Annotated in this window: 10 protein-coding genes and 1 pseudogene; 1 reads left to right on the top strand and 10 read right to left on the bottom strand. The window is 66.6% G+C overall.

Annotated features, from left to right (window positions below):
* Positions 1-20: 20 nt before the first annotated feature.
* From OO70_RS20725 to OO70_RS20770, 10 genes are all read right to left on the bottom strand, one after another.
* Complete coding sequence (locus OO70_RS20725; protein ID WP_199827359.1) at positions 21-287, bottom strand: hypothetical protein; 267 nt, start codon at positions 285-287, stop codon at positions 21-23.
* On the bottom strand, positions 284-2,938 hold the full coding sequence (locus OO70_RS20730; protein ID WP_043673311.1) for an SUMF1/EgtB/PvdO family nonheme iron enzyme: 2,655 nt from the start codon (positions 2,936-2,938) through the stop codon (positions 284-286). Before OO70_RS20730 ends, OO70_RS20725 begins: the two co-directional genes overlap by 4 nt.
* On the bottom strand, positions 2,935-3,675 hold the full coding sequence (locus OO70_RS20735) for a methyltransferase (RefSeq protein ID WP_234336895.1): 741 nt from the start codon (positions 3,673-3,675) through the stop codon (positions 2,935-2,937). Before OO70_RS20735 ends, OO70_RS20730 begins: the two co-directional genes overlap by 4 nt.
* A 323-nt stretch (positions 3,676-3,998) precedes the next feature.
* Complete coding sequence (locus tag OO70_RS20740; RefSeq protein WP_043673316.1) at positions 3,999-4,553, bottom strand: hypothetical protein; 555 nt, start codon at positions 4,551-4,553, stop codon at positions 3,999-4,001.
* A 216-nt stretch (positions 4,554-4,769) separates the two neighbouring features.
* On the bottom strand, positions 4,770-5,300 hold the full coding sequence (locus tag OO70_RS20745) for a hypothetical protein (protein WP_043673318.1): 531 nt from the start codon (positions 5,298-5,300) through the stop codon (positions 4,770-4,772).
* 30 nt (positions 5,301-5,330) lie between these two features.
* Positions 5,331-7,136, bottom strand: a complete 1,806-nt coding sequence (locus OO70_RS20750) for an alpha/beta hydrolase (RefSeq protein WP_043673321.1) — start codon at positions 7,134-7,136, stop codon at positions 5,331-5,333.
* A 6-nt stretch (positions 7,137-7,142) separates the two neighbouring features.
* Positions 7,143-7,589: a hypothetical protein gene (locus OO70_RS20755; RefSeq protein WP_043673324.1), complete on the bottom strand. Its 447-nt coding sequence runs from the start codon at positions 7,587-7,589 to the stop codon at positions 7,143-7,145.
* A 147-nt stretch (positions 7,590-7,736) separates the two neighbouring features.
* Complete coding sequence (gene mycP / locus OO70_RS20760) at positions 7,737-9,113, bottom strand: type VII secretion-associated serine protease mycosin (protein ID WP_078651479.1); 1,377 nt, start codon at positions 9,111-9,113, stop codon at positions 7,737-7,739.
* Positions 9,114-9,167: 54 nt separating this feature from the next.
* On the bottom strand, positions 9,168-10,850 hold the full coding sequence (locus OO70_RS20765) for a hypothetical protein (RefSeq protein WP_158711495.1): 1,683 nt from the start codon (positions 10,848-10,850) through the stop codon (positions 9,168-9,170).
* Positions 10,851-10,910: 60 nt separating this feature from the next.
* Positions 10,911-11,471 (bottom strand): hypothetical protein, encoded by a 561-nt coding sequence (locus OO70_RS20770; RefSeq protein WP_051741452.1) that lies wholly within the window; start codon positions 11,469-11,471, stop codon positions 10,911-10,913.
* A 1,051-nt stretch (positions 11,472-12,522) separates the two neighbouring features.
* On the opposite strand from OO70_RS20770, the pseudogene OO70_RS20775 reads away from it, so the two are divergent.
* Positions 12,523-13,355 (top strand): annotated as a pseudogene (locus OO70_RS20775) (DUF1206 domain-containing protein).
* Positions 13,356-13,605 lie beyond the last annotated feature (250 nt).

Here is a 13,605-nt window from a genome sequence, read left to right on the forward strand (position 1 = left end):
CGGAGGAGCTCCGTGGGTGGTCACCGGTAGAACTCGGCTGGGTCGGGCTGGTTGAGGCGGATGACGAACTCCGCCCGGTCGGGGCTTTCGGCGCTGAGGTGGAAGCGGACGCGTTCGCCGGTGCGGATGGTGCGGAACCCCTCGGTCACGATCTGTCGGTAGTCGAAGCTGTAGTACCGCTCGTCCTCGTCGTCGCGGACGACATAGGAGCCGAGCGCACCGCTCAGTCCGCCGCCACTCGGTCGCCTGTCGACAATGGTTCCGTGACGCGGCCCGCTGATGCTCATGCCGTCGCCTCCTGTGTCCCGGAGGTGTCGAGGTCCTGTACGCACCGGAAGCCGACCGCGTTGCTCCTGCCGCGTTTGCGGTAGATGCCCTTGCTGCTGGTCTGTACTGCCCGCATCGGGTTGTCGTAGCTGCCGCCGCAGATGACGGCCTCGCCGGGGTCGTCCAGGCTGGTGGATGTCCATTCCCAGCAGTTACCCACCATGTCGAGGACGCCGAACGGGGAGCGGTTGCCCGGCCGTTCGTCGACGGGTGTCGCTCCGGCCCGCCGGACGGCGTCGCCGGCGAAGTCGCGGTACCACGCCTGATAGGTCACGACGGGTCGGCCGACCCAGGTGTCGGCGCAGTTGACGCGGGTGCTGTCGGGTGTGTCGCCCCAGGGGAAGAGGCGTCCGTCGCTGCCGCGTGCGGCGGCTTCCCATTCGAGGGAGGTCGGCAGCCGTTTGCCCTCGAAGGCGGCGAAGGCGTATGCGCTCCACCAGTTGATGCAGATGGCAGGGTGAGCGTCGTAGCGCGGATTCTCGTAGTAGTCGGGCCGCGTCAGCCGGTCGGTCCAGGGGCGGTGGGTGACGTCGGCCGGCTGGTCGGGGTGGTCCCACTGCGAGGTGCCGTCCGCGTCGAGGGCGTTGAGGAAGCAGCGGTAGCGGGCGACGGTCACGGCGTGGCGGTCGAAGCGTACGGGGCGCTCGACGCGGCGGAGCAGGAGCCGTTCGGCCGGACCGACCAGGTACGCACCGGCGGGCAGCACGCAGTCGTCAATCTCCCGGTCGCCGGGCATGCCAGCGAGGAAGGCGCGCACCTGCTCGGTGAGGAAGCCGCCACCGGGAAGGTCCGCTGCCAGGTTCCGGTTCGCGGGCTCGGCGAGGAACCTGGCAGCCAGCAGTTCCTGATATGCCGTGTGGACGAGGGCGACGTGATCGGGCCCGGCGGGCCGCAGCAGCGGAGCAAGAACGCACGCGTCGAGATCGAGGCGGCCGTCCTGGAATGCATTGGCCCCCAGCTGCCGGTGTATGTCGAGGAGGGAGAACACGGTGCGGTCGGTGAGGAAAGCATGCCCGAATGCGGCGGGCAGCTGCTGCTCCAGGTCGGGCTGCCCGCGCTCGGCCAGCGTCCGCGTGATGTGAGCGCCGAGGATGTCCGCGAGCGGCTTCCCCGCGGGGAGGTTAAGCGCTGTGGTGAGGCGCTTTTCGAGCGGGGTTTCCTCGGGTTCGGCCAGGCGTACGACGTGGAAGTGCGGCACGCGTGAGGGGTCGATGCCGTTCGCGTACATCTGCTCGACCAGCTGCTCGGAGCGGCCCGCGCCGCTGTCCAGCAGCTGACGGATCTGAGGCGAGTCCGCGAGGAAGGACACGCGTGAACTCATGACCACCGCCGATTCGGCGGACAGCACGGCCGCGAGATCGGTGAAGAGCCGCAGGAATCCGGCAGGGCTTGGTTCCTCGACGCCTTCGTCCACGGCGTCGAGCACGCACAGTGCGGCGCCGGAACGGATGAGGTAAAGGAAGAGTTCGTATGCGCGTGAGCGGTCGGACGCCATGGCCGGCGTGAGGAGGCGGGCCGCGTACTCGGAGAATGGTTCGTCCTTCGGTTTGAGACCGAGGTCGAAGTAGAAGCGGAAGCGGCGGATCTCCGGGTTGACGGCCAGCGAGCGCAGGAGCGTGCTCTTGCCGCTTCCCGGACGGCCGGTGACCAGGACGTTCGCACTGCCGTGTGCCAGGCGTGTCAGGAGTTCCGCCGCGTCGGTGGACTGCTCCATCTTCGACTCGCCGGTACGGGGATCGGTGGCCAGTGCCGCCGCGGCGACAGCGGCCCTCGGCTCGTCCGGGGTAGTGGCAGAGGTGAGATCGGCGAGGTGGGTGTCGAGACTGACGAGGGTCTCGACGAAGCCGTCGTAGCGCACGATACGGAAGTCCAGCCCCAGCATGTGATGCAGGGCGCCGGGTCCCGCACCGCCGTCGTCGTCCAGGACGACGAACCGGGTGAGCTTGGGCAGCCGGGTACGCAACAGCTCTCCGCCACTGGCAGCAAGGACGGTACCCAGGTCGTCGGCGTCCCTGGAGAGCATCAACTCCACGTATTCCAGCCGCATCCCCGACTCGCGGCAGAACAACTGGTAGACGGTGTCCGGGCTGAGGACGAACCGCTTCGCCTGCCGGTAGCCGAGGGTGACGTACAGCCCGGCAAGGAACTCGCAACGGCGCGCCACCTCGGGCACCATGTCCGGCTCACCGCCGAGAAGCGCCGCGCTCCCGGTGTCGGTGAACCAGACCAGCACGTCCACGAGCCTGCGGACCGCCAGCAGCCCGTCCTCGTCACATATGTCGTACCCGTCGTGCGTGGACCGGTTGCGGAGCCGTCGAATGTCTTCGAGCGCATCCACAACCGTGCTGCTGCGGATGTACGGACGGCAGCGCTTGACCAGGTCGTTCAGGGCCTTCGTCGAGGGGTCGCCCTCGACCTCGTGGTGACGCCACAGCTCCTTGAGCAGTTTCTCGGTCAGCTTCCCGACCAGGGCGACCGCGTTCTCGGGATAGCCGTCGTTGAGGGACCGTAACGGCCGTTCCAGATCGAGCCCCAGCCGATCGGCGATCCGCGTGTGGTCATCGAGTTCACTCCGCAGGCGCCGCAGCCGTTCATCGACCAAGGTACTCACGCAGACTCCCCACCTCGCCGGCCCAGGACGAACGCGAACCGGTCCGGAAACACCAGCACGGGCTCCGGATGAGCGCCTCGCATCTCTTCGACGCCCTTCTCGATCTCGCTGTCGCTGAAGGTGGAGAGCAGGGACATGTAGCGGGCACGCACCATGCCGAAATACTTGTCCCGGTCAATGTGCAGCTCATGCTCGACATAGCTGAGACCTGCATCCAGCCCGGCACCTCGCAGGTGCCCCTCGATGACAGCCGGGTCCGGCTGCAGCTCCTCGAACCGAGCGAGCGCCGCCTCGAACAGCGGGTACTGGATGGTGGCCGGCAGCATCACCACCAGCAGTCGGCCTCCGGGCGCCAGCCGGTCTGCCAGGCCGCGAAGCGTGTGTGCCGGATCGGCCACGTGATGCACCGACTCCTTCAGCCACATTGCATCGAGCTGCTCGTACGGCAGTCGCGTACGTACTTCGGCGATGTCCTCGGCGGACGCAACGACGGGTGTCAGGTCGGCCGGAGGCGGCGTCCCGAGCTGACCGAGCATCGCTTCGGAAGGATCGACGCACAGAATGGGGTGGCGGGGCTGGAGCTGCTTGGCGACTTGCCTGGCGAACAGGCCCGTACCGGAGCCGATGTCGGCGATCCGGTCCGTGGGGCCGAGCCGCAGTGCCTCAGTGATCCGGCCTGACATCCAGGGAACGTAGTCCGGGCCGTAGACCCAGTGCTCGTCGTACTCGGCCGCCAACTCCTCATAGTGCCCTCGCGCGTCGCGCCCCTCCACGATCCCCCTCGTGTGCCGCCGGTTGTGCCGTACAGGCACCAGGCAGGCTATCGCGGGTACTTGATCGGCAACAGGCTGTAATTGGACGTTGGCTGGCCGCTGTTCAACGGCCCCTGCCGGGGGCGCCCTCTTATGGGCTGGCCAACAGACCGAGCGACCGCCGCGGCCTCCCCCGCGATCTGGACAAGATCTGGGGCGGCAGTGGCCAAGATCGTGGCTTGAAGTTGGACGCCACGATCCCGGGCGTCGTAACGGACGCGGAGCACCTTGGCTGCCGGACGCGTGCGTCAGCTCGAGAGGGGTGTGTCGCTCGACCAGAACGTTGACTGCACGTTCGGAGCCGGCAACTCCTGCTTCGAGTAGTCGAGGCCGTTCGGCTTGCTGGTCGGCGGAGCAACCTCGGACTTCTCCACACACGGGGTGGCGACGCTCACGTGGGCCTGGCCGGTGGTCCCAATCAGGACTTCGAGCTGGAAGCCGTCCTTGATCTCGAAGTTGACCGCCAGCCCGTTCGGACTCGTGGCGACGAGCTTGTAGCCCTTGCCTTTCCATTGGCGTTCTAACACACCAAGGAAGCTGCCGCGCCGTTCCGTCGAGATGATCGTTATGACGGAACGATCGCGATCCGCATAGCAGTCACCCGGCATGGAGTACGTGTGCGTCCACTGAACGGGAGGCTTGATGGCCGCCAAGGTCTCGTCCAGAATCGCGTCCGCCCTGTCGGCCGCCTCTTGCATGTTCGTTTTCGATTGGCTTTTCTTGCTTGAGGACGCGGTACCTGTCGCGCCGCACCAGGCAAGAAGCAGGAGCAGTACTGCGGCCGCTGTAACCCTTTTCCTCATCGCGGCGTCTCCACCGTGAAGTATCCCGGCTGTCCTGCGACAATGGCGGCGACATTTCGAACAGAAGCCTTATCCTTCCCATCCTCTAGAGGAAAGCGGTTCTGCACTTCAGAGGTTTCCGGGTCCGTTACATCCTTGAATAGAGCCATTCAAGTTTCGGAACACCTTGGCCGCCTGGACCGCTCTCCAGGCGGCCAAGCTGGAAGCCGTCGAGACTCAGAAGCGCTCGACCTCTTCGCCGTCCGGGACCTTGTAGCAACCGGATACAAGGTCCAGGCTCAGCATCGGCGGGTCTTCCTTCGACATTTTGATGATTTTTACGCTGACCTTCTTCTTGTTGTTGTCAGCGGTCAGGTTGATGTTCTTGTTCTTGCTGGTGTCCGGCCCGTATTCGACGATTTCCCACCCTTGTTTAGGTAGTTCCGTCTTGAGTTGTTCCATCGCAGTGTCAAGGTCGCTCGACGATGCGGGGTAAAAGCTCCACGGGTGGAAGATCCGAAAGTACGTCTTCGTGTCCTTTCCTGAGCAATCCGTGACTCCCGGACGGCTGTTGGACGTCTTCCCCTTCACGCCGATCAGATCGTAGATACCGCTGGATACCTTTTCCATCGCATCGGAGGCGTCTCTTGAGGTGCTCGTGCCTGCAGACGGGATTGCATCGGAGTCTTTGTCAGTCATGCTGCATCCGGTGAGAGTAGTGAGGGCAAGGGGTACGGCGAGCGCGAGAGTGCTCAGTTTGGTCTTCATGTCAGGGAGCCTTACGTCGTCGGGCTGGTCCTACTTCACATGCGCCCAGGGGTCGGGCGGCGGCTTCAGTGCCACGTTGTCGCCCTTCCCGACGACGACCAGGGCCTGATTCAGCAGACTCTGCGAGTTGTCATCCCAGTAACCGCTGTGCCCTTCGGTGTCGGTCGTCATCTGGTTGGCGCCGAATCCCGGATCGCTGGGGATGATGAAGCGGTCCCCGCCGAGGCCGTAGCGGCCGATGTCCGGAACCGGGTCTCCGTCGGCCTCCTCGTTCCACACATGGCCCTTGGGGACATCCAACTCATCGGCACCGGACACCTTGACGCCAGGACTGCCAGCGAAGACGATGTCATCGGCGTTGAGATGCCCCGTCTCTGCGGCGGCGCCGACAAGGGTCGTTCCGTAGGAGTGTGCAATTACGGTGGTGTGCGCCGGCGAATCTCCGGAATGCGACACGTCGAGTCCGTCCATGAAATTACGGAGTGCCGGTGCGCCGTCGTACGCGTAGTGTTCGAACGGTGCGTCTTTGACGACGCTGTCCGGTGCGTCGTAGCCGAGCCAGGTGATCGTGGAAACGGATTGCCCACCGGCTTTGGCGTCGGCTTCGTGCCAGACATTGACCATCCGGTTGATGTTCCCGTCGATATTGCCCAGCTCCGACGTCGTACCTGGAACATAGACCGCCTGATGATCCGCGGTGTCCGGGTTTCCGTTGGCGATGATCGCGCGGCCGTCTCCTTCGGTGCTGAATCCCAGCAGGTATGCCTCGGGGAGCCCGTTCTTACCGGTCGCGTCGAAACGAGTCTGGATCGCATTCATACCGTCGAGAGATTTGTGAGCGTTCTTCCGTGCCTCTTCCCAGTCCTTCCACGCCTGGGTCTCCACGTTGACGCCCTTCATCACAGTCCCGGTATAGGGGTCGATGTAGGTCTGGAATCGCTCGGGCTCCGGGTGGTTCTTCAGCCAGGCGTCGTACTGACCCTGCGCAACACCATGGTCCTCGGCGAGGACCATGCGGTTCGCCTCGTCCCGAACCGTGGAAGGCAGCCCGTCGAACGCGCCCACGGCATCGGGTCGCATAGACACCCACGCGGCCTGTTCCTCCGCGCTGAGTCCCTTCCACCACGCCGCGTTGTCCTGCGGACTGCCGTCTTTGGGCGGCTGCGGCAATGAGTCGAGGTACTTCTTGCCCGCGTCGCGTACACCGCTCGTGTCCGAGGACGCGTCGGCCCAGTCCCGGTCGGAGACGGTCAGGTCGTCGTCTGCCTTCAACGCCCGCAGCTTCGGCGCCCACTTCTCGTCGGCCTCCGTCGCCTCCTTGAGGGCCGTGGCGATCCGGTCCACACAGTCCTGCGCGAGGCGGTGGTTGGGGTTGGGGTCGAAGTTGGCCGCCTGACGGCCAACGGCGGAGGCTGTGTCATCCGTCAGGCCGGTCACCGTGCCACCCTCGGGTACCTTGCCGTCCTCGGTCTTCTGCCCGCCCGGCGGATAGGTGATCGAGCCGTCAGAGTTCACGGTGAGCTTCGCCGCATGGGCGTCCTCGATGGCCGCGTCGAGTTTCCTCTTGGCTGCTTCCATCTCGTACGCGAACGCCTCGAGAGCTGTACTGACAAGACCGCATTCGAGTTGGATGTAGTGGAAGTTCTTTCCCAACTCCGTTAGCTGGACGACCGCCGCGTCCGCAGCCTCGCCCTTCAGGGACTCCCTCATGGCCACGGCTATCTGGGTCTCGATGCGGTCTTTGGCCGCACTCGCCTTGTCAGAGGTGCTGCGGTATCCGTCGGCCGCTTCCGAGTACTCGGTCGGCTTGAGGGCCTTGAGTGTTGCAAGGTCCATGACTGATTACCGCCCCGTGTCCTGACCACCGACAGCCGAAGTGTCCGCGTAGTCCACCTTCAGGTTGCCGATCTCGACCATGATCGCCTCATCGGTCTTCAACTGGTCGTTGCCCGCTTTCTCCAGCAGACCCGCGAGCTTCCCACACCGCTCGCTCACACTCTTGACGTAGCGCTCCCAGGAGTCATAGACGTCCTTCTGGGCCCCCGCAGTCAGGCAGCCGGCGTCCGTGCCGAGACCTTTCTGACCGTCCGAGAGCTTTCCCAGCGCCTTGCTGATGTCGTCACGAAACGAGCCGACGTCCTGGCCGGCCTTGGACCAGGCCGGCTTGTTCGACACCAGCGTGCCGGTACCACTACCACCGGGGTCGAGCGGTACGTGGTTCAGTTGCATCTTCGCGGTCTGCCGCTCGACCGCCGCGGTCTTGAGCTGCTCCCACTCGTCCCACGCCATACGTGGCCCCTTCCCCGTGGCTCGTCGTGCACCGACGAGCTGATGTGAACGTGCGACAGCAATGCTGCGGTGGTCGAGAAGTACCGTAACGCCCGTGCATCACATGCCCCATCAGCACCGGGGACCATCGCGCATGAGTATCTGTACTCATGCGGAACTAGGGCCTCGATCGGACGGGCCGATGCTGTCTGGTGCGCTCGGTGCTGAGTTCGGAGGCTGCATGAAACCCGCGCCCGCGTACGGGAATTGGCCCGGACCGGTCATGGCGGTCTTGACAGACCGTGCGGGGGCCCGGCGCCTGCGGACGACTACGGGAATCGCGATCGCCGCTCCGAGGAGTACGGCGGCGCCGATGCCCACCCCGATCCAGAGGGTGTTGTTGCCGCTACCGTCCTTGGATGCGGTGGCTGCCGCAGCGGAGCCGTCATCCTTTGCCGGAGCACCCGTGCCCGTGGAGTCGGAGGCGTCCGAGGAAGGCGAGTTCGAGCCCACAGCCGCGAGGTCCGGGAGGGGGTACTTGTCCGCGGGCCCGGGGTCGCCGGGGTTTGTCAGTGCGATGCGGGGGCGTACGGCGCCGTAGCCGAGGTAGTCGGTGCGTTCCTTGCCGCTCTTGGGTTTGCTCGCGGTGTTGAGCATCACCCGCAGGACCTGGTTGTTGGTCCAGCTGGGGTGCTTGGACCAGATCAGGGCGGCGGAGGCGGAGGCGAGGGCAGAGGCGTCGCTGGTGCCGCGCGTCTCGCACACCTTGGTGCTGGATTCGAGGCAGGCCGCGACGATGTCCGCTCCTGGCGCGACCAGGTCGACCTGGGGCCCGTGCTGGGACTCCTTCGTCGCCTTGACGTTTCTGTCGATCGCCCCGACGCCCACGACACCGGGGATCGCTGCCGGGTACTCGACTTCGTTGAGGGCGTCTCCGGTGTTGCCCACGGCCGCGAAGATCAGCTTGCCCTTGGACAGGGCGTAGTCGACGGAGGCGGTCAGCTGCTGTGAGTGGGCCGTGCTTCCCAGGGAGATGTTGATGACCTTGGCGTCCGAATCCGCCGCGAACCGGATGGCCTTGGCCGTGCTGGTGGCGAAGTCGTCCTGGTTGCCGTCGGTACGGTTGCGTTCGACGAAGTCAGGTACGCGGATCGGCATGATCTTCGCGCCTGGGGCCAAGCCGTACGAGCCGTTGGTGATGCCTCTGCCACCGGTACCGGCGATGATGACCGCCATGCTCGTGCCGTGGCCGTCGTAGTCCGTGCGTTCGTCGCCGGCGCGTTTGGAGAAGTCCTTCCCCGCCACGATCTGGCCCTGCAGGTCGGGGATGTCGGCTTGGACGCCACTGTCGATCAATGCGACGGTGACGCCTTTGCCCGTGCTGGTCTTCCACATCTGCTGGGCCTGCATGGCGTCGAGGTACCACTGCCGGCTGCGGATGGTGTCAGCGTGCGCGGGCGTGACGGCGACGCTCGCCAGCAGGACGCCTGCCACGGCCGACACGACCGGTCCGCGTCGTCTGGCCTGCTTGCTGCGGGTGCGCATGTTCGTCCTTCTCGTCGGCGTATTCGTTGAAGCTGCTCGTGGTGTGGGCTGTGCTCAGTCGGTTGCCGGCGGGATGGCGTGCTGGTCGTCTTGGTGCCGGTTGCTCCCGTCGCCCGCCTGGTCGTCCGAACGGTCGCGGGTGCGTTCATCGCGAGGGGAGCGGTCAGCGCGGCGCGAGGGAGCGGCAGAGCCATCGCGGATCGTTCCGCCGCCCTGCGGCAGCGTGCCGTCGGCATTCGCGTTCGCTCCGCGTACGAGTCCCTCGCCTCCCGAGGTGAACAGCGCCCTTCTGCGCTGCGGGGCCTGCTTCGGCTGCCCGCCGATGATCCCACCGGACTGGGTGGGCGACCTCGGGCCGCCCCTCGCCGTACCTTCCCGACCTGGTACGCGTTCTCCGCTGCGGGCGGCCGGTGCCGCGCCCTCGCTCGTACCCCCTGCGACGCCGCCACGGCCCATCGGAGTCTGCTGCTCGTTCGAGGTGCCGCCGACGACCGTGCCCCGGGGAATCGCACCGGTGGATCGTCCGGCGGGAGAGACGGGGCGGCCGCCGGTGATGCCGTTGGTGCCCCTGGCCGACGTGGGACCGGGCAGCCCCCTCCCCGGCGTGCCCGGAATACCAGTACCGGCACCGGACATACCGGGGACAGGCGATGCGGTCAGCCCGCGGCCGGGTACGCGCGGACTGCCGGACGCGCCTGGCTCGGAGGGCGTGCGCAGTGAACTCCGGGCGCCGTACGCGGGACGACCTCCGCCTGCCCCAGTACCGGGCGGCAACGTCGCGGTACCCCCGAATGCGGGTGGGAGCACACCGGTTGGCGACGATGTCCTGCCGTCCGGGCCGCTCACTCCCAGTAGCGGAGCCGCGCCAGCAGCAGGGACTGATGGGGTGGAAGGAAGCGTTCCCACGCTGTCGATCGCGGTGTTCGTCGGGATCGCGGTGTTCGTCGGGTGCGTATGGCCTCTCGGGGCCGTATCGGGCACGTGCGCCACGCTCGCGGGGTGGTGCGGCGCGGACACCTGAGGCGCTGAACTCGTCCCGCTCATACCGGAGTCGACGGCTGTCCTTCGCCCAGAGGTCTCCACTGGCGTGACGGACTTCTGGCCAGTCGGAACGGAGACCGCGGTTTCGCCACGGGCCTCGGGGACGAACCGCTCCGGCAGCTTCGGGAACTCGGGCGCCTCCAGCGCGTCGATCTGCTCGGTCGAAGCCGTGTACGACTGGGCGAGCTTGATCATGAGGCCGGCGGCGTCAGCACTGTCGTTGGTGTACCGGGTCTTGGCCGTCTTCACCTCGGTGTCCGAGGGGCCGTCGTCGTGGTTGCCGACGTCCGTCGCCTTCGCCGCATGCGCGTTGACCACCGACCGTGCGGTGGCACTCTGCTTTCGCAGGATCTCCAGCTGGGGCTTGACCTCGTGGAGCGTGTCCGCGGCGTGGCCCAGCCACTTGCCCGCGGACTCGCTGTAGTCGCCCAGACCCAGGGTGGCCAGCGCGGCCTGGTTGCACCACGTCCGGAACGCCTCGCCGCCCTCGCCGTCCCACTCGACCGTCATGCTGTGTGTGCGCAGGTCGCCGCCGATCTCCTTGATCGTCTTGGCGGCCTGGGTCAGCAGTTCGCCCAGCTCCGTGGCCGTCGTACCGTCCGCGGGCTCGACCATGGCCCACAGCTCTTCCGGGTCGTGGGCCACGAACCGGGTCTCCTTGACCATCTGCCAGGCCCGACTGCCCCAGTCAGACATGGAGTTGCCCCGCCTTTACCGCCGCGGGCATCGTGCTGCCGCTCTTCGCCGACACCGACATCACAAGCCACCGGCTTGCTCATACGCCGGCTGAGAACCCTGTTGGTCGCGGGCCGATCCGTTCGACGCGCCGCTGGTGTGTGCCCTTGCCGCCGGACCCGCCTCGTCGGCGATCAACTTGTCCGCCTCGACCCGGATCCGGCTCAAGCGGTCGCGGATGCCGTCGTCGAGGTTGTGATAGCCGCTCTTCGACGCGTCGACCGTGACGACCAGCCCCTCGATCTGCAGCGCCAGCATCTTGGACAGCTGCTCCAGGCGGGAGTGCACGCGGGTGTAGGAGGCGTGAAGCGCGTCGGCCTCGTCGAAGCTCCCCAGTCGTCCTGTCGGCAGGCCACCGCCGGCGATCCTTCGCGGGGCGGCCTTCGACTGCTCCAGCTGGGTCAGGAGATCGTCGACCCGCTTCTTGAAGGTCGTCAGCGTCTCGCTCTCGACACGCAGTGCCTGCGCCACAGCGGCACCGACACCGGCAAGGGGCCCGATGCCCGACGCGGCGATCGCCCCGGCAGCCGCTTCCAGCCCAGCGACAGTTGCCTGCGGATCCCCCGTGCTGTCGACCGCCACCGTTTCCTCCCCGTACGGCACGTTGCTCAGCGAGTACCTCGGCCGCTCACTGGCAGTGCCTCATCCGTAACAGATGCAACTCAGCAAGATAGCTGTGATCTTGCGTCTCGCGGAATCCGGCTGCCACGAAGGCGTGAAGCTGGCTGAAAGCCGATCCTATTGAGGCTCGGAGTCGATTTGCCGCTGCCACGTGTGACCTCCTGCACCGGCCGGTTGAGTGAGAGTTGGCTGTCGACCGGACGAAGGGAGTCGGTTGTGAATGGCCGATGCGAGACGGTAGCCGACTGTCCGCTCAACGAAGCCGTGCTGAAGGACCCCGCTGTGACCACTGTGGCAGCAGGAGACCTGCGGGAGCATGAGTACGACTACTCAGTTGGGGTGGCGAATCGCACGGATGCAGTGGGTTGAGGGTGGCCGAAATCAGGCCATCCGAAAGATCAACTCTGTCAGGCGGGGAGACCGGGGAAGAGGAGACAGCCAGGAGTGGCTGGTACGCGGCGGTCCGTGGCGCAGAGCCGACCTTGACCAGCGTCCGCGATGGCTGGTCCGCCTACTGGGGTTGGGATGTCGGGCTCGGGGGGTGTCTGCGTGTTTTCGCTGAGCTTGATACCAGCCCGACTGGTGCCAGGCTAGCCGGGGGCCGGCCCAAACCTGGGTCCAGGATGGGGCCGGAAGGGCGATGAAACCTCGTGAACGATCAACACGCCACGGACACCCCCATGCTCGCTGAACTGCGCAGACGACGAAAACAGGGGGAGGGAGTGAACTGTGGGGCAATGCTCTGGCGATCTTGTAATGCGTAGGTCGTCGGTTCGAATCCGACAGGGGGCTCCGTAAAGGTCCAGGTCGGACACCATTTGACCTGGACCTTTTTCCATTCCGTGACCTAATTTCTGTTGGTGCGTCAGGTACCCCTACAAGTCGTGGTCGGGCGGTCCCACTTGTAAGGACCTCGGCCAGGTCGAGTGGTCGACCGCTCGCAAGTGCCCGGGACCGGGCACTCGGGTAGGGCGGTGGACGCGTACCGCGCGCCCGCCATGGGGAGGACATCGTGACCTCGTCCGACACGCAACGGCGCGGCCGGGCCGCGAAGTCCGCGGCGCGTAGCACGCGGAACGAGACGCTGACCGTCGCGGGGCGGGCGGGCTTTGTCGCCCGTGGTGTCGTGTACGTACTGATCGGGCTGCTGTCCGTCCGGATCGCCGTCGGCAGCGGCGGCGGCCAGGCGGACCGGCAGGGCGCGCTGCACGAGATCGCGGGGCAGCCCTTCGGGAAAGTGATGCTGTGGGCGCTGGTGGTCGGCTTCGGCGCCATGGCGGGCTGCCTGCGCCGCGCTCACCCGGGGGCCCGAACGGAAGGTGGGTTCGCGTGTGCTGGACGGCGGCCGGGCGGTCTTCTACGCCTTCGTCTGCTGGGGCACGGCCACGTATGCCGCCGGGGGCGGTCAGGGTTCCAGCGGCAACGCGAAGGCGTAGGACTGGACGGCATCGGCGCTCAAACTGTCGTACGGGCAGGTGCTGGTGGGGGCCGCGGGCTGTCTGCTGATCGGTATCGGCGGGGTACTCGCCGTGCGGGCGGCCGTGCGGCGCTTCCTGAAGCAGCTGGACACCGGCGGCATGAGCCACCGTACGAAATACGAAACAGGTCGTCACCGCTCTGGGTGTGGGCGGAGGCGTATCGCGTGGCGTGGTGTTCGTCGCGGCGGGGATCTTCATCCTGGTGGCAGCGGTCCGCTTCGACCCGCATGCGGCCAAGGGCGTGGACGCGACGCTCCGCAGCTTCGCGCAGACACCGGTGGGGCCGTGGCTCCTGGTCGCCGTCGTGATCGGGCTGATCCTCTTCGGTGTCTTCTCCTTCGCCTCCGTTCGGTGGCGCCGCTTGTGAGCAGGGTGAATCCAGGCCGGGGCGGCGAGGTTTCGACTCTTCTGCGAGGGCTACTCGTCTGACATGTCCGGACGCTACGGCGGTTACGCCGCGGGGACGGCATCCTCCGGCTTCTCCACGTCCTTCCCGAGGCCGGCACGGCTGTCGAGGAGCCCGGGCCGGAGCTTCTGCCGGCGACCTGGACATACAGATGACTGCTGGACGTACGGATGACTGATGGACGTGCCCGGTGTGCCGGGCGTTGCCCCCG

The organism is Streptomyces xylophagus, assembly GCF_000716435.1.
GTDB lineage: Bacteria > Actinomycetota > Actinomycetes > Streptomycetales > Streptomycetaceae > Streptomyces > Streptomyces xylophagus.

Excerpts from the sequence above, each read along its gene's own strand:
- OO70_RS20745 (WP_043673318.1), bottom strand. The coding sequence starts at position 5,300 with ATGAAGACCAAACTGAGCACTCTCGCGCTCGCCGTACCCCTTGCCCTC.
- OO70_RS20740 (WP_043673316.1), bottom strand. The coding sequence starts at position 4,553 with ATGAGGAAAAGGGTTACAGCGGCCGCAGTACTGCTCCTGCTTCTTGCC.
- OO70_RS20755 (WP_043673324.1), bottom strand. The coding sequence starts at position 7,589 with ATGGCGTGGGACGAGTGGGAGCAGCTCAAGACCGCGGCGGTCGAGCGG.
- OO70_RS20765 (WP_158711495.1), bottom strand. The coding sequence starts at position 10,850 with ATGTCTGACTGGGGCAGTCGGGCCTGGCAGATGGTCAAGGAGACCCGG.
- OO70_RS20725 (WP_199827359.1), bottom strand. The coding sequence starts at position 287 with ATGAGCATCAGCGGGCCGCGTCACGGAACCATTGTCGACAGGCGACCG.
- OO70_RS20750 (WP_043673321.1), bottom strand. The coding sequence starts at position 7,136 with ATGGACCTTGCAACACTCAAGGCCCTCAAGCCGACCGAGTACTCGGAA.
- mycP (WP_078651479.1), bottom strand. The coding sequence starts at position 9,113 with ATGCGCACCCGCAGCAAGCAGGCCAGACGACGCGGACCGGTCGTGTCG.